Source organism: Methylocaldum sp., from assembly GCF_035627495.1.
Taxonomy (GTDB): Bacteria; Pseudomonadota; Gammaproteobacteria; order Methylococcales; family Methylococcaceae; genus Methylocaldum.
In genome coordinates, this window is the sequence record NZ_DASPLO010000130.1 from 26372 (window position 1) to 41974 (window position 15603).

Annotated in this window: 13 protein-coding genes and 1 pseudogene; 7 read left to right on the forward strand and 7 right to left on the reverse strand. The window is 53.8% G+C overall.

Features of this window, described 5'->3' with window-relative positions; genetic code table 11:
* Window positions 1-460: 460 nt before the first annotated feature.
* The 4 genes from glnL (at window position 461) to VEB01_RS10555 (ending at window position 6095) form a co-directional block, all read left to right on the forward strand.
* On the forward strand, window positions 461-1534 hold the full coding sequence (gene glnL / locus VEB01_RS10540) for a nitrogen regulation protein NR(II) (protein WP_324875224.1): 1074 nt from the start codon (window positions 461-463) through the stop codon (window positions 1532-1534).
* Window positions 1527-2936, forward strand: a complete 1410-nt coding sequence (gene ntrC / locus VEB01_RS10545; RefSeq protein WP_324875226.1) for a nitrogen regulation protein NR(I) — start codon at window positions 1527-1529, stop codon at window positions 2934-2936. Before glnL ends, ntrC begins: the two co-directional genes overlap by 8 nt.
* Window positions 2937-3102: 166 nt before the next feature.
* Window positions 3103-5619 carry a glycogen/starch/alpha-glucan phosphorylase gene (locus tag VEB01_RS10550; protein WP_324875228.1) on the forward strand — a complete coding sequence of 839 codons (2517 nt, stop codon included), beginning with the start codon at window positions 3103-3105 and terminating at the stop codon, window positions 5617-5619.
* Window positions 5620-5621: 2 nt separating this feature from the next.
* On the forward strand, window positions 5622-6095 hold the full coding sequence (locus VEB01_RS10555; RefSeq protein WP_324875230.1) for a tRNA (cytidine(34)-2'-O)-methyltransferase: 474 nt from the start codon (window positions 5622-5624) through the stop codon (window positions 6093-6095).
* Between the two features lie 11 nt (window positions 6096-6106).
* Here the strand turns inward: VEB01_RS10555 and VEB01_RS10560 are convergent, their stop codons facing one another.
* From VEB01_RS10560 to VEB01_RS10575, 4 genes are all read right to left on the reverse strand, one after another.
* On the reverse strand, window positions 6107-7111 hold the full coding sequence (locus VEB01_RS10560) for an NAD(P)H-dependent glycerol-3-phosphate dehydrogenase (protein ID WP_324875232.1): 1005 nt from the start codon (window positions 7109-7111) through the stop codon (window positions 6107-6109).
* Between the two features lie 22 nt (window positions 7112-7133).
* Complete coding sequence (gene secB, locus VEB01_RS10565) at window positions 7134-7595, reverse strand: protein-export chaperone SecB (protein ID WP_324875234.1); 462 nt, start codon at window positions 7593-7595, stop codon at window positions 7134-7136.
* 59 nt (window positions 7596-7654) lie between these two features.
* Window positions 7655-8053: a rhodanese-like domain-containing protein gene (locus tag VEB01_RS10570; protein ID WP_324875235.1), complete on the reverse strand. Its 399-nt coding sequence runs from the start codon at window positions 8051-8053 to the stop codon at window positions 7655-7657.
* Window positions 8054-8135: 82 nt separating this feature from the next.
* Window positions 8136-8447, reverse strand: a complete 312-nt coding sequence (locus VEB01_RS10575; protein WP_324875237.1) for an ArsR/SmtB family transcription factor — start codon at window positions 8445-8447, stop codon at window positions 8136-8138.
* A 286-nt stretch (window positions 8448-8733) separates the two neighbouring features.
* On the opposite strand from VEB01_RS10575, the gene gpmI reads away from it, so the two are divergent.
* From gpmI to VEB01_RS10590, 3 genes are all read left to right on the forward strand, one after another.
* The gene (gene gpmI, locus VEB01_RS10580; protein ID WP_349255739.1) at window positions 8734-10275 is read left to right on the forward strand and encodes a 2,3-bisphosphoglycerate-independent phosphoglycerate mutase; all 1542 of its coding nucleotides are present in this window, start codon (window positions 8734-8736) and stop codon (window positions 10273-10275) included.
* A 62-nt stretch (window positions 10276-10337) separates the two neighbouring features.
* Entirely contained in the window at window positions 10338-11447 is a 1110-nt protein-coding gene (locus VEB01_RS10585; RefSeq protein ID WP_324875239.1) for a murein hydrolase activator EnvC family protein, read from the forward strand.
* Between the two features lie 59 nt (window positions 11448-11506).
* Window positions 11507-12829 (forward strand): S41 family peptidase, encoded by a 1323-nt coding sequence (locus tag VEB01_RS10590; RefSeq protein WP_324875241.1) that lies wholly within the window; start codon window positions 11507-11509, stop codon window positions 12827-12829.
* Window positions 12830-13255: 426 nt separating this feature from the next.
* On the opposite strand, the gene VEB01_RS10595 is transcribed toward VEB01_RS10590, so the two are convergent.
* The 3 genes and pseudogenes from VEB01_RS10595 to VEB01_RS23225 form a co-directional block, all read right to left on the reverse strand.
* Window positions 13256-13738 carry a DUF934 domain-containing protein gene (locus VEB01_RS10595; RefSeq protein WP_324875243.1) on the reverse strand — a complete coding sequence of 161 codons (483 nt, stop codon included), beginning with the start codon at window positions 13736-13738 and terminating at the stop codon, window positions 13256-13258.
* The gene (locus VEB01_RS10600) at window positions 13725-15374 is read right to left on the reverse strand and encodes a nitrite/sulfite reductase (protein ID WP_324875244.1); all 1650 of its coding nucleotides are present in this window, start codon (window positions 15372-15374) and stop codon (window positions 13725-13727) included. The genes VEB01_RS10595 and VEB01_RS10600 overlap by 14 nt, the downstream gene beginning before the upstream one ends.
* Window positions 15375-15469: 95 nt before the next feature.
* Window positions 15470-15603, reverse strand: a pseudogene (locus VEB01_RS23225) (IS701 family transposase); the annotation flags it as partial.

Here is a 15603-nt window from a genome sequence, read left to right on the forward strand (position 1 = left end):
GATCTAAAACGCCCCTTAATGGGGCGTTTTTTTTGTCGGGAGTATGTCGTCAAGTCCAAGACGCAATGGAGCAGTTTTTGAGCCTGTCTTAAAGTTTCGCTGTTCGTTTTTTAAAAACGGCGAGGTGGTTTGCATGGCCGAGTAACCGTTTGGTGGTTCAAAGGAATTCTGCAAGAGCCTTTCCTAATAGAAGAATTTATAGGTCAGAGCGAGCGGCCGGCTCAAGTGGTAGAGCTTCTGCCTTGTTTTTCGATGCGTTATGTATAGCCGTTAAACTCTACGGTCACCTTATGCGGAACGGATGTTCCGGCAAACCGGTCCAATATGCACCTTAATGGTGCGCTTTATGGGCGGCTTTACGATGGTGTGTCTCTACTTTCGGGTTTGCCGGAGCTTGGATGCTCACGTTTAAACGCGGCTTTAAAGTCTTGTTGGCCCTTATTTTGCTTTAAAAGCCGTAATGAATAACTCAGATCCCGTCTCTCTGCATCAACGCATACTCGATTACCTAACCGATGCTGTATTGGTCTTCGATACCGCATACCGTTTGGTTTATATCAACGTGGCCGGGGAAATGCTGTTTGCGGTGAGTGCGCGACAGATCTTGGGAGCGCGTGCCAAAGAGTTGTCCTTTCTACACGATCAGAATATTGAGAGGGATTTGAAACGGACCTTGCAGCAAGGGGAGTCGTTCACCAAGCGAAATTTGTCGTTGGGTCTTCCGCCCCAGTCCATTACGGTCAATTTCACGATCACGCCAATGTTGGAGCAGGATAAACCGGTTGCTGCACTGGTGCAGATTGAGCAACTGGATCGGCATTTGCGCATCTCCATGGAAGAGCAGCTTTTGGCTCAGCAGAACGCCGCTCGTATGCTGCTTCGAGGATTGGCCCACGAGATAAAGAACCCTTTGGGCGGATTGCGCGGCGCGGCGCAGTTGCTCGATAGGGAGTTGGTCGAAGAAGAGATGCGGGAATACACGAAAATCATCATGGAAGAATCCGACCGGCTGCAGTCCCTAGTCGATCGGATGCTCGCGCCCAACAAGCCGCCGCGGAAGAGCCCGCTTAACATCCACAGGATATTGGAGCGCGTGCGTCAATTGGTTCAGGTAGAAGCCCCGCCGAGCGTCATCATCGAAAGAGACTATGATCCGAGTCTACCCCTAGTGAACGGCGACAGCGATCAACTTATCCAGTCGATTTTAAACATCGTGCGCAACGCGGCGCAGGCAGTGGGGCAGAAAGGACATATCCTTATTCGCACGCGAATCCACCGCCAAGTAACCATTGGTCATCGCCGCAATCCGATGGCCGTCAAGATCGACATAATTGACGATGGGCCCGGCATCAAGCCGGAGCTGCTGGGTCAGATTTTTTACCCGATGGTAACGGGGCGCGCCGACGGGACGGGGTTGGGCTTGTCGATAGCGCAGTCCTTGATCAATCAGCACGGTGGACTGGTGGAATGCACCAGTTCCCCGGGCAACACGGTTTTTTCTATTTTTCTGCCTTTGGAGAAGGGACATGATTAGTTCAACCCAAGTATGGGTGGTCGATGATGATCGTTCTATCCGCTGGGTTTTAGAAAAAGCCCTGCAAAAGGCCTCGATACACGCGCGTTGCTTTTCCAGCGCCGGTGGTTTGCTCGACGCCCTCGACCAGGGCAAACCGGACGCCATTGTGACCGATATCCGGATGCCGGGCATGGACGGGCTGGAACTCTTAAGGCAGTTGCAGACCAAACATCCACAGCTTCCTATCATCATCATGACGGCGCACTCCGATCTGGAGAGCGCCGTCTCGGCTTTTCACGGCGGCGCATTCGAATATCTGCCGAAGCCGTTCGATGTGGATGAGGCCGTCGATTTGGTGCAGCGCGCATGTGCGCAGAGCCAGCGCAAGCGTCAAGAGAACGGACAGCCGGCGGTGCCTGCGAAAACACCGGAAATCATCGGGGAAGCGCCGGCCATGCAGGAGGTCTTTCGCGCCATTGCAAGGCTGGCCCGTTCTCACATTACCGTTCTGATTAATGGTGAATCGGGCACCGGCAAGGAGTTGGTTGCCCGCGCGCTGCACCGTCATAGCCCACGGGCCGACAAGCCCTTTATCGCGCTCAATATGGCGGCGATTCCCCGTGATCTGCTGGAATCCGAGTTGTTCGGCCATGAACGCGGCGCGTTTACGGGCGCGCAAGCCCGGCGGGCCGGACGTTTCGAACAGGCCGACGGAGGCTCTTTGTTCTTAGACGAAATCGGCGATATGCCGGCGGATTTGCAGACTCGCTTGCTGCGCGTGCTGGCTGACGGCGAGTTCTTTCCCGTGGGCGCGCATGCTCCAGTCAAAGTCGATGTCCGCATTATCGCCGCGACGCATCAAAACTTGGATACTCTGGTGGCCGAGGGGCGCTTCCGCGAGGATTTGTTCCACAGGCTCAATGTGATCCGCATTCATTTGCCGCCTTTACGGGAGCGGCGCCAGGATATTCCTTTGCTGCTCGGGCATTTCCTCAAAGAGGCTAGTCAAGAGCTGAAGGTGGACACGAAAATCTTGCTGCAGGACGTGGAGGACTATCTGTGTCGGCTCGATTGGCCGGGCAACGTGCGCCAGCTGGAAAATACCTGCCGCTGGATTACGGTTATGGCCGCAGGCAAGGAGGTTCATTTGGACGATCTTCCGCCCGAGTTGCTGACCATTAAAGCGAGCACGTCTACGATTGCCGACAGTTGGGAGGATTGCTTCCGGCAATGGGTTGATACACGCTTGAGGCGAGGGGACAAAAATGTCGCAAAGGAGGCCATAGAATCGGCTGAAGGAATCCTAATCGCCACGGCGCTGCAGTTCACCCGCGGTCGCCGCCAGGAAGCGGCCAAATTATTGGGTTATGGTCGCAACACGTTGACGCGAAAGATCACCGAACTGAGTCTGGACGTGTAACGTCTTGGGCGCTGGTAACGTAACGATCAACAGCCCCGGTTTTTGATGCGATAATCGTGTCCTTCGGCCTTTTGTTGATTTATCCGCTTCGCCGTCCGCGCGCAGCTGGAGATGAACGATTTGCTCTTCGTGCCCAATCTGAAATTGCCAAATTACCGGACCGACCATGCCGAACAAAAGTTTAGTGAATAGTAAGAGAAGCTCCTGGCTGACCGAGTTGCCCGCGCTAGGGCTGGAGGCCAAGGATCTGGCTTTGGATATCCGCCGCCATTTCAGCTATACGCTCGGTCGTGACAAATACTGCGCCTCTGCGCACTACACCTATACGGCGCTCGCTTTGACGGTTCGCGACCGCTTGATGGAGCGGTGGAAGAATACTCATTACGCCTACGAGGAAACGGATTGCAAGCGCGCCTACTATTTATCCATGGAATTCCTGATGGGGCGGACATTGAGCAATGCAATGCTTAATCTCGGAATTGATGATCCGCTATGCGAGACTCTGCATGATTTGGGGTTGAATCTCGAGGAAGTCATTGAGAGCGAGCAAGACGCCGGATTGGGGAACGGCGGGTTGGGGCGGTTGGCCGCTTGTTTTGTAGATAGCTGTGCGACCCTGCAGTTGCCGGTGATGGGGTATGGCCTCCGTTACGAATATGGCATGTTCCGGCAAAACATCGAGGACGGCCACCAGGTCGAGGAGCCCGATCACTGGTTGCGGAACGGTCATGTCTGGGAGTTGGAGCGTCCGGAACTGACGGTGCGGGTACGTTTCGGTGGGCGGACGGACACTTACGGCGCTGAGGAATCCCATCCGCAAACGCGCTGGGTCGATACCCAGGACGTACTTGCGGTGCCTTATGATGTTCCGGTTCCCGGTTACAAGAACGGCACGGTTAACACGCTGCGTCTGTGGAAGTCGGCCGCCACGGATGAATTCGACCTTAAGGACTTCAATGCGGGGGATTACACCGAAGCGGTCCGTTCCAAGAACATGGCGGAGAACATCACCATGGTGTTGTATCCGAATGATGCCAGCGAGAACGGTAAGGAGTTAAGGCTCCGCCAGCAGTACTTTTTGGCTTCGGCAAGCCTCCAGGACGTCATCCGCAAATGGGTGCTGGTGCACGGCGAGGACTTCAGCCGGTTTGCCGAAAAGAATTGCTTCCAGCTCAACGATACCCATCCTAGCATCGCGGTGGCCGAGTTGATGCGCCTGTTGACGGATGAACATGGGCTGAATTGGGATGAAGCGTGGGCGATCACCTCGCGTACGATGGCTTATACCAATCACACGCTGCTTCCTGAGGCCTTGGAGAAATGGCCGGTGCGTTTATTCAGGCAGTTGTTGCCGCGGTTGCTGGAAATCATTTTCGAGATCAACGCGCGGTTTTTGGGGGAAGTTGCCAACCGCTGGCCGGGCGATTTGGAGCGATTGGCGTGCATGTCCTTGATCGAGGAAGGCTGGGAGCAGCAGGTTCGCATGGCTTACCTTGCCATAGTCGGGAGCTTTTCCGTCAATGGCGTGGCGGAACTCCATTCCAATTTGCTTATGCAGGGGCTGTTTCGAGATTTCTACGAGCTGTGGCCAAACAAGTTCAATAACAAAACCAATGGCATTACCCCTCGCAGATGGCTTGCCGGATGCAATCCCAAGCTTGCCTCATTGATTACCGAGACGATCGGCGAGGGCTGGTTGACCGATCTGTCCCAGCTTGGCCGGCTCGCGGCATATGCCGACGATTCCGCGTTCCGCCAGCGCTGGAGGGATATCAAGCGCCAAAACAAAGAGCGTCTCTTGCAGTATAAAAAAGCGGAAGTAGGCCTGGACATCAACCCGGATGCTCTATTCGACGTTCAGGTCAAACGGATACACGAATACAAGCGCCAGTTGCTCAATGTGCTTCACGTCATTCACCTCTACGATCGGATTAAGCGCGGCGATACGGCGAACTGGACTCCGCGATGCGTCCTTTTCGGAGGCAAGGCGGCGCCGGGCTACGTTATGGCGAAGCGGATTATTAAGCTGATCAATAACGTTTCGAGCGTAATCAACCGCGATCCCGCGGTTGGCGAACTGCTCAAGGTGGCCTTCCTGCCGAATTACCGAGTTACGGCGATGGAGTTCATTTGTCCCGGCACCGATCTTTCGGAGCAGATTTCGACCGCCGGTAAGGAAGCGTCCGGCACGGGCAACATGAAGTTCATGCTGAACGGAGCGCTGACCATCGGTACCCTCGATGGCGCCAACATCGAGATTCGCCAGGAAGTGGGGGCAGAGAACTTCTTCCTGTTTGGCCTCACCGCCGAGGAAGTGGAGGCCGGCCGCAGCCAATACGATCCCGAGTCAGTCATAAACGGCAACGAGGATCTGCGCCGAGTGATACATCTCCTAGAAAGCGGACACTTCAATCAGTTTGAACCCGGAATTTTCGATCCCGTCATACATGCGATAAGGAGCCCCCACGATCCTTGGATGACGGCGGCTGATTTTCCGAGTTACGTCGAAGCGCAGAGGCGGGCAGCCGCCGCTTATCAGGATCAAGAGCAGTGGACGAGGATGAGCATCCTGAACTGCGCTGCGAGCGGCAAGTTTTCCACCGACCGCACGATTTCAGAGTACAACCGCGACATCTGGAAACTGGAACCGATCAATCCCTTGCCGGAGCACGGTAAATCCTAGACGTGTTCCATATCGTCCTTTACGAGCCCGAAATACCGCCGAATACAGGAAACATCATCCGCCTTTGCGCCAATACGGGCGCATTGCTGCACCTCATTCATCCCTTGGGCTTCCGGTTGGATGACGCCAAGTTGCGACGAGCCGGGCTCGATTATCGAGAATGGGCGGATGTGCGGGAATATAGAGGATTGGACGAATTTATGGATCGGGTTCGGCCGGAACGGCTGTTTGCACTTACTACTAAGGGGCGGCGCTGCTATGCGGAGGTCGATTTCCGACCCAATGACACCTTATTATTTGGTCCGGAAACCAGAGGTTTGCCGGGAGCGCTGCTTACAGCCCTCCCGGACTCGCACCGTCTTTATGTCCCGATGAAGCCGGAAAGCCGTAGCCTCAATCTCTCGAACACCGTGGCGCTGGTGCTTTACGAAGCATGGCGGCAGAACGGCTTTTCAGGGGCGTCTGAGCGGGCGTAATCGAGGACGGCTCACGCCACCACGGCTTCCGATTTTTGTTCCCGTATGAGTAGATTGTTAACGGCCTCTAAGGGGGCGAGATTCTCGTAGAGGATTTTGTAGGTCTGCTCGGTGATCGGCATCTCGATTCCGAGACTTTGCGCCAGCCGGTAGATGACTTTAGTGGTGGTGATGCCTTCGATCTCCTGGCCGATTTCGGCAGTGATTTGCTCCCGCGAGAGTCCTTTGCCGAGTCCAAGGCCGAACCGCCGGTTTCGAGATTGGTTGTCGGTGCAGGTCAGTATGAGATCGCCGACACCGGCAAGTCCCATGAAGGTTTCCGATTTGCCGCCCAGCGCCAATCCCAATCGCATCATCTCGGCAAGTCCCCGGGTTATGAGTGCCGCACGCGAGTTAGCGCCGAAACCTAAACCGTCGGCGACTCCGGCGGCGATGGCCAGTACGTTCTTGGTCGCCCCGCCTAATTGAACTCCGATGATGTCTTCGGTGGTATAAGCCCGGAAGCGGTTGTTATGCAGCAGACCGGCCAGCATTCTGGCGAACTCGACCTGCCGTGACGCCACCGTAATGGCCGTCGGAAGATTGGCGGCCAAGTCACGGGCGAAGCTGGGGCCGGATAGTACCGCTGCGGGAATATCGGGTCCGAGAACGTCCTCCGTGACCTGGTGTAAAAGCTTTCCGCTTTCCAGCTCCAAGCCTTTCGTGGCCCATGCGATTTTCGATTCCGAAGCAAGATGCGGGGCAAGGTTTATCAGCAGGCTTCGGAATGCATGGCTGGGTGCCGCAATGATGAGAATCTCCGCACACTCAACGGCTTCGGCGAGATTCGCGACGACTTTAAGGTTATCGGGAAAATGGGCGCCGGGTAAGTAACGATCGTTGCAGCGTGCGGCATGGAGTTTGGCTACGTGCTCCGGGCGATGACCCCAAAGCGTCGTAGGATGGCCGTTACGGGCCATCAACAGGGCGAGGGCTGTGCCCCAAGAGCCGGCGCCGAGAACTGATACAGCTGTCATGTGTAAGACGAAGGTTATCCCGTTAGTGGCTTGTGGGGGCTGCACCTTGCTGTTGTTGCATGTGCTGCATGTATAACGCATCGAAATTTACGGGTGCGAGGAGCATGGGGGGAAAGCCGCCTTTGGTTACGAGGTCGGAAACAGCCTCTCGTGCATACGGGAAGAGGACGTTCGGGCAGTAACTGCCAATCAAGGGGCCGAGTTCCTGTTCGTCAAAGCCGACCATTGCAAAGATCCCGGCCTGGCAGACTTCCACCAAATAAGCGGTTTTTTCCTCGAGTTTGACCGTTAGGGTGGTGGTGAGGCTAACCTCGTACAGGTTGTCCTGAAGCTTTTGAGCATTGCTTGACAGGTTGAATTCGATCTTTGGTTCCCATTTAAGCGTAAACACTTCCGGCGAATTCGGTGTCTCGAACGAGACATCCTTAACGTAAATCTTTTGTAGGGCAAACTGTCTTTCCTGCTGATTGGTCTCTTCGGCCATGGATGATCCTTGATTCTTTTAATTTTTGAAGTTAGCGAAAGGGGGCGGAGTAGGTCGAATTACTTGCTATTCCGCTTCTTAACGACGGGGTATTTTTGGTCTTCCCATGCCAGCATCCCGCCTTTCATTTCGAAGACTCGCGTAAACCCTAAACCGATTAATTTTTTGCAGGCCTGGGGAGAGCGTGTACCGGATTGGCAGGTTACGATGACAGGATTTTGCTTGTATGCCTCCAATTCATGGGCTCGTTCCTCAATTTTGCCCAGGGGAATGAATTTCGCATTTTCGATATGACCATTGGCATATTCATTGGGCTCGCGCACATCGATGACTACGGTATTTTCGTCATTCATTAAGCCTACAGCCTCAATGGGCGAGATGGCCTTGTGTTTGCGAAAGGCGCTGTCAATGAAATCCTGGATCAGCAAAATCGTAACAATGAGCAAGCCGCTGGCCATGATCCAGTGGTTGCCCAAGAATTCCAAGAGGCGGTCTAGTGTGACGGTCATAGAAAAAATTCAGCTCCAACTAAAGACAGTTTTAATGACGACAAAATACTTCCTTCATCAGCCTGATCAGCTGCAGTGTGCGCTCATCGTCGACGTAATAGTACACGCGGTTGGCGTCTTTTTTACAGGCAAGAATGCCTTTGTCGCGCAGAATTCCCAAATGCTGAGAAATATTGCTCTGAGTCGTGCCGACCTGTTCGACAATGTCCTGAACGCTGACTCTGTTGTTGCCCAGTGTGCATAGAATCTTGAGCCGCAACGGATGAGACATGGCTTTCAGGCAATAGGCAGCCTGCGCGATGTCGGCATCTTCCGTAATCAATATCTCGTTTGATTTGGTCATCGGAGGCTTCGCAATGTAAGAGTTTGTGCGCTCTTTAGCCAGCGCGGTCGAGCAACACGGGCTTGCAAAAAAAAGTTAGAATATCACTTAGTTTTTCCCGGCGCCTAAGGGTGTGGCGCGCCATTTTTCCGATCTCATATTTATCCGGTGATATCGAGTTCAAGGTCCTTTCCATCCCGCGAAAGCGGCGACTTATCCATTAAGGCATTTTGATTTTCTTCTGCGGGGGAGCGATAAGGCTTCTATTGCCAGGTAAACAAGCAAAAACCAAGTGGGAGATTATACTTTGAAGTTGAATCGTCCTAAACCCGTTGTTCTTATCATTCTGGACGGTTTCGGTTATAGCGAAACCAAAGACCACAACGCTATCGCTCTGGCAAAAACCCCTACATGGACGCAGCTCTGGAACACTTGTCCGCATACTTTGCTCAATTGCTCCGGTGAAGTCGTCGGCTTGCCCGATGACCAAATGGGCAATTCCGAGGTGGGGCATTTGCATTTGGGCGCGGGCCGACTCATTTATCAGGACTTTACGCTAATCAGTAAAGCGGTGAGGGACCGTTCGTTTTACTCCAATCCCATTTTATGCGAAGCCGTAGACAAGGCCCTGCAGAACAATAAGGCGCTTCATATCTTAGGACTGCTCTCACCCGGTGGCGTTCACAGTCACGAGACTCATATCCATGCCATGGCGGAGCTCGCGGTTCGCAAGGGATTGAGAAAGGTCTATGTGCATGCCTTCTTGGACGGCCGAGATATGCCACCCAAGAGCGCGGGCGACTCGATCCGCGCCATGGATGCGAAATTCACCGAACTGAGCGCCGGTCGGATCGCGTCCATTATCGGCCGTTTCTACGCGATGGATCGGGATAATCGCTGGGAGCGTGTTCAGCAGGCGTACGAGCTTATCGTGCAAGGGAAAGCCGATTATCGGGCCCAAAGTGCGATCGAGGGGTTGAAACAGGCCTACAATCGCGGGGAATCGGATGAGTTCGTTAAGGCTACCTCGATTGTTCCGGATGATGAAGCGCCGGTGACTCTCAAAGACGGAGACATCGTCGTTTTCATGAATTTCCGGGCAGACCGTGCCCGAGAGCTGACGCGAGCGCTCAATGAACCCGATTTTTCAGGGTTCCATCGAGAAATCGTTCCGAAGTTGGGTGGTTTCGTTACATTGACCGAGTATCATCAAGATTTTAAGTTTCCCGTCGCTTATCCGCCGGAAAGCATGACCAATAGCCTAGGTGAAGTTTTGTCGAAGCATGGCTTAAAGCAGCTTCGGCTGGCCGAGACCGAAAAGTATGCCCATGTCACATTTTTCTTCAACGGCGGAGTGGAAACGCCGTTTCCGGGGGAAACACGCATTCTGGTGCCATCGCCTAAGGTCAAGACCTACGATCTCAAGCCCGAAATGAGTGCCCCTGAAGTTACTGATGAATTGGTCAACGCGATCGAATGCGGCGAGTACGACGTCATTATCTGTAACTACGCCAATGGTGATATGGTTGGTCATACCGGCGATTTAGCGGCATCGATTCGGGCGGTGGAAACTCTGGACGAGTCATTGGGTTGGGTTGTCGAGGCGCTGGAGAAGGTTGGAGGTGAATTGCTGATTACCGCCGATCACGGCAATGTCGAGCAAATGATCGATCCTTCGAATGGTGGGGTTCAGACCGCGCATTCGGTCAATCCGGTGCCGCTTGTATATAAAGGGAGAAACGGCCAATTGAGTGATGGAGGCAATCTGGCCGATGTGGCGCCAACTTTGCTCGCCATTATTGGGATTGAAAAGCCTGCGGAGATGACGGGGCGATCGTTGTTGAACTGATGTTTACTGTCTTGCCCTGTCACCGAGTCGCACGTGTCGTATGTTTGGCTTTAGCATTCAACATGCCTTTTGCATGGGCTGTTTCGGAACCAACGGATCGGGTGGACGAACTAAACACGGTCCGGGAGCGGATCAAGACGGTGCGAAAGTCTCGAGATGCTCTAGAATCACGCAAACACGCGCTCGTCGATCAATTGAGCGCCATCGAGCGGGACTACGGTCGTCTGGCAAAAACGCTCAAAGAGCTTGAGATGAAAGTGCAAGCTCAATCCCGGCATTTAAGCGACTTGGAACGCCAGCGCAGCCAACTGCAGGCGGCGGTAAAAACACAATATAAAACTCTGAAGGGACACGCTCGTGCGGCCTACGCCGCCGGTCGCCAAGAATGGCTGAAACTGGTGTTGAACCAGGAAGATCCTGCCCAGCTCAGTCGTGTGTTAGCTTATTACAATTACCTGAATCAAGCTCGATCTTCGCTAGTGCAGGGGATGCAAAAGGATTTAACTACCGCCTCGCGGTTGCAGCGGGAAGTATTGGCCGAAACGGAGCGACTCCAATACACCCGAGAACAGGCGGCAAAGGAACGCATTGAGCTGGATAAGTCTCGGCAATCTCGTCGAGAGGTTTTGGCCAGCTTGGAGCACGGCCTTCAAGATAAGGATGCCCAGTTAAAGCGGCTTCAAGAAAATGAGGAACGCCTGCAAAATCTGGTTGCCGCCATTCGGCCTTTAGCGGAGGAATCCGAGCCAGCGCGAAATCCGTTAATCAGGAAGGGACCCTTTGCGACCCTATATGGTCAGTTAACATATCCGACGAAGGGTTCGATGCTTGAGCAGTTTGGCAATCCGCGCATGAGCGGTCGTTGGGATGGGGTCGTCATCGGGGCGCCGGAGGGGGCTCCGGTGCACGCCGTGGCGGAAGGTAGGGTAGCGTACTCTGATTGGTTGCGAGGCTATGGGTTGCTGACCATCCTAGATCACGGCGACGGATATATGAGTCTCTACGCTTTCAATCAGAGTTTGTATAAGAATGTCGGGGACTGGGTCAGCGGCGGTGATATCATCGCCACAGTCGGCGCTAGTGGCGGGCGCATGGAGTCCGGGCTTTATTTTGGCATTCGGGAGAAGGGGCGACCGGTAAACCCGATGTTGTGGTGTAGTCACAGAGACTAACGGTTTATACGGATTGATTAGAGCCCTTGTTCAGGGCGTTTTTTGTTGTAGGAAAATCTATGTTGCGACAAAGAAATTTTCTGGTTCTTATCTTTGGCGTTCTGCTCGGCATTTTGATCAGTACGGGCGGCAGCGTGCTTGCCGAGCGCGAGGTCAGTGGTGATGCAAATGCAATCCCCTTCGAAGGGTTGAAAACTTTTTCGGAGGTTTACGGGCGCATACGCCAGGATTACGTGGAGCCGGTAGCGGACCAGAAACTGTTGGAGGATGCAATTCGCGGCATGCTTGCCGGTCTTGATCCTCATTCGGCGTATTTGGATCAGGAGCAGTATAACGAGCTGAAGGTTGGCACTACCGGGCAGTTCGGCGGCTTGGGTATTGAGGTCGGAATGGAAAACGGCTTCGTGAAAGTCATCGCGCCGATCGACGATACCCCGGCGCAGAAAGCCGGCATCAAGGCCGGCGATCTCATTATCCGGCTGGACGACAAACCGGTAAAAGGCATGAGCCTGAATGATGCGGTTAAGTTGATGCGCGGCGAGCCGGGTAGCGAAATAGTCTTGACCGTTGTCCGCGAGGGTGTCGAACAACCGCTGAAGATCAAGATTGTACGCGATGTTATTAAAGTCAAAAGCGTAAAGAGCCGGCTTCTTGAGGAAGGATACGGCTATCTTCGCATTACCAGCTTCCAGTCAAAGACCGGGGACAATGTCGTCGAGGCCGTCAGCGAGCTCAAAAAGAACGGTGACTTGAAGGGCGTGGTGTTGGATCTCCGCAATAATCCCGGTGGAGTTCTCAACGCGGCAGTAGCGGTTAGCGATGCCTTCCTGGAAAACGGGCTGATTGTTTATACCGACGGCCGTGTCGAAGACGCCAAGATGCGATTCAGCGCAACGCCGAACGATATTTTGAACGGCGCTCCCATTGTTGTGCTGATAAACTCCGGCTCCGCCTCGGCCTCGGAGATCGTGGCCGGTGCCTTGCAGGACCATAAGCGCGCCATCATCATGGGCGAAAAGACTTTCGGTAAAGGTTCGGTGCAGACGATCTTGCCCACCAGTAATGGCGGCGCAGTTAAGCTGACCACGGCCCGGTATTACACGCCCTCTGGACGCTCCATACAGGCGGAAGGTATTGCTCCGGACGTGCCGATCTCAAAAGTGAAGCTGGAGATGGCCGCTCAGTCTGAGTTTGCTCCAATTAAGGAAGCTGATTTGGTTAATCATCTCGGCAATGGAAACGAGAAACCGCTCAAGAAAGATGAAATCAAGGGAGAGGATAAGAGCGAAGAGGCCTTGGCCTTGCAGGATTATCCGTTGAACGAGGCGCTTAATCTTTTAAAGGGCATCAACATTATGAGGCATGGCAATAAAAAGAACTGAGTCGCAGAACTCAATTGTCCGTAACTGTTGAGCTTTCGCGTCGTTCAGTGAGGTTGACCCCGGCTTTGCCGGGGAACCCTCTAAAGTTTGACTTATACGACGGCTATCATGAGTCGCGCAGTTCGGCCAAGATCAGAGATTTACAGGAAAGCGCGCCAAAATATGGGGCACACCCAGTGGAATGGTAAAAAGCCGCTTGGTGCTTATTCCGAAGAGGTGGGGTGAAAGGCGCTTTGGAGCTTTAGCGCCAGAAGAGACTAGGAGTTAAGCCAGCCATCTTGGGTGACTTTGAGGCGCTCACCCGATAAATCCCCGGCTTTACCGGGGTGATTTAAGTTGTCGGGAGCCGTTCTTTTAATAGCCGGCGGTTGCGCGAGGCTTTGCTGAAGCAATCTTTGGTTTTGGTTTGCCCAAAAGACGCGCCGGTTATTTGCGGCGGCGATAAAGTGGTTCTTTTACGTCAACGGCGGCTTGGTATTTCACCGTGAACTCCTGTAGTACGGGCAGCATCTCTTGCAGGTTCGCGGGATGGGTTGGCTCGAAAGCGTTTACCCCTACCCGAGCCAGAAAGAATATCTGATCCCTGATAAAGTCTCCGTGGGCTCGAAGCTCACCGTCAAACCCGTACCGTTCCCGCAAAAGCCGAGCCAGAGAGAAGCTTCGGCCGTCGGTGAAATGGCGAAACTCCAAGACGATTACCGCGAAGTGTTTGAGGTCATCTGCAATGTCTTCAAGCCCGTTATCGCTGTTAAGACGCAGCCCAATGGGGACGCCGCAAGCGAGCAGGCGATCTTTCTCGCTCTTCCAACGTAACAGCGAAACTGTTACGGCCTGTTCCGGCAATATTTCGTCATCGGCCAGGTGCCGCCAGTCGTTTGCGACTATACGGCCGTCTTTAATTATCTCCATAAACTCGCTCCTGGAAAGGTTGCATACCGATGCGTCGAACAGTTTCGAGAAATGCCTCGTCCTCCAGTCGCAGCTCCCGGTAGGTTTGAAAAATTGCTTCCACGGCGTGGGAAACTTGGTCCTTGGCTATCGAGGGACCCAGCCGTTCGCCGAGCGAGGCGTCTTTAGCGGATGAACCGCCCAGAGTGATTTGGTACCACTCTTCCCCTTTTTTATCGACGCCCAGAATTCCGATATGGCCGACGGTATGATGTCCGCAGCCGTTCATGCAGCCCGAGATATTGATCCGGATATCGCCCAAGTCATAGAGATAGTCCAAATTGTCGAAGATCTGCTGAATGCCGTTGGCAATGGGAATCGATGTGGCGTTCGCCAGCGAACAGAAATCAAGGCCGGGGCAGCAGATGACATCCGTCGCTGTACCGATGTTTGGTGTTGCCAGCTCCAGAGCCTTAAGGCTCTGCCAAAGTTCGTATAAATCGGCCTGCCTGACATCAGCCAGAACAAGGTTCTGAGTATGGGTAACGCGAATTTCGCCGAAACCATAACGGTCGGCCAAATCGGCTACCATATCCATTTGGCTCGCGCTGAGATCTCCCGGTGGTGTTCCCGGCGTTTTCAAAGAGAGGAAAACAACCCGATAGCCCGCCACTTTGTGGGCAAAGGTGTTATGACGGAACCAGGCGGCAAATTGGCTGTCCTGTGCCATCTTTTCCGCTAATAGGGGATCATCGGCCAGCATCTGGTAGGATGGAGGCTGGAAGAATGCTTTGACCCGCTCGATTTCGTTACCGTCCAAAAGAAGATCGTCCTTCATTGAGGCCCATTCGGCCTCGACCATCTCCGTGAACTTCTCCTTTCCTAATTCCTTGACCAGGATTTTAATTCGCGCCTTGAACTTGTTGTCCCGACGCCCGAAGCGGTTATAAACGCGGAGAATCGCCTCCAGATAAGACAGCAGGTGCTTTTCCTCAAGGAACGGGCGGATCGTCACGCCTATGATCGGTGTCCGTCCGAGGCCGCCGCCCACCAGTACTTCGAAACCAATTTCGCCTCGATCGCTTTTGACGAGCTGCAAACCGATGTCGTGCACCTGAGTTGCGGCCCGGTCCTTAAGAGCGCCATTGACGGCAATCTTGAACTTGCGCGGCAGAAAGCTGAATTCCGGGTGGAGAGTGGACCACTGCCGAATAATTTCACAATAAGGGCGTGGATCCTCGAGTTCGTCGTCGCTGACTCCGGCCAGGTGATCGCTGGTGACGTTGCGGATGCAGTTGCCGCTGGTTTGAATGGCGTGCATCTCGACTGTGGCGAGATCACCCAGAACATCCGGCACATCCTCAAGCTTCGGCCAATTGAATTGAATGTTCTGCCGTGTAGTGAAATGGCCGTAGCCTTTGTCGTACTTTCGCGCAATGTGGGCCAGCATGCGGAGTTGGCGCGAGGAGAGCAGTCCATAAGGAATAGCGATGCGCAACATCGGCGCATGTTTTTGGATATATAAGCCATTCATCAAGCGAAGAGGCCGGAACTGATCTTCGCTGAGCTCTCCTTTCAGGAACCGTTCGGTTTGACCTCGAAATTGAGCGACGCGCTCATTCACCAAGGTCTGATCGTAGTTGTCGTACTGGTACATATATGGAAGAAATCCGTCTGCGCTAGGCGCGAGAAAAGCCTGAGTAATTCGGTAGGGAAAAAACTATAACATGGAGGTGTTAATAGGAACAGGACTTACGCAAGACGCATTTCTAGCGAAGGATTTTTAAGTTGTCGAATAAGGTAGTCATCCAGTAAGCCGTGCTTGAGTTGATAGACCGTTCGACCGGTTTGAGCCGCCAAGGACTTGAGCCGGACCCAGACCAGGA

What these genes read in the sequence shown, in the direction of transcription:
- VEB01_RS10550 (WP_324875228.1), top strand. Translation starts at nt 3,103, where the DNA reads ATGCCGAACAAAAGTTTAGTGAATAGTAAGAGAAGCTCCTGGCTGACC.
- VEB01_RS10595 (WP_324875243.1), bottom strand. Translation starts at nt 13,738, where the DNA reads ATGGAGATAATTAAAGACGGCCGTATAGTCGCAAACGACTGGCGGCAC.
- VEB01_RS10600 (WP_324875244.1), bottom strand. Translation starts at nt 15,374, where the DNA reads ATGTACCAGTACGACAACTACGATCAGACCTTGGTGAATGAGCGCGTC.
- VEB01_RS10575 (WP_324875237.1), bottom strand. Translation starts at nt 8,447, where the DNA reads ATGACCAAATCAAACGAGATATTGATTACGGAAGATGCCGACATCGCG.
- ntrC (WP_324875226.1), top strand. Translation starts at nt 1,527, where the DNA reads ATGATTAGTTCAACCCAAGTATGGGTGGTCGATGATGATCGTTCTATC.
- VEB01_RS10590 (WP_324875241.1), top strand. Translation starts at nt 11,507, where the DNA reads ATGTTGCGACAAAGAAATTTTCTGGTTCTTATCTTTGGCGTTCTGCTC.
- VEB01_RS10570 (WP_324875235.1), bottom strand. Translation starts at nt 8,053, where the DNA reads ATGGCCAGCGGCTTGCTCATTGTTACGATTTTGCTGATCCAGGATTTC.
- secB (WP_324875234.1), bottom strand. Translation starts at nt 7,595, where the DNA reads ATGGCCGAAGAGACCAATCAGCAGGAAAGACAGTTTGCCCTACAAAAG.
- glnL (WP_324875224.1), top strand. Translation starts at nt 461, where the DNA reads ATGAATAACTCAGATCCCGTCTCTCTGCATCAACGCATACTCGATTAC.
- VEB01_RS10560 (WP_324875232.1), bottom strand. Translation starts at nt 7,111, where the DNA reads ATGACAGCTGTATCAGTTCTCGGCGCCGGCTCTTGGGGCACAGCCCTC.
- VEB01_RS10585 (WP_324875239.1), top strand. Translation starts at nt 10,338, where the DNA reads ATGCCTTTTGCATGGGCTGTTTCGGAACCAACGGATCGGGTGGACGAA.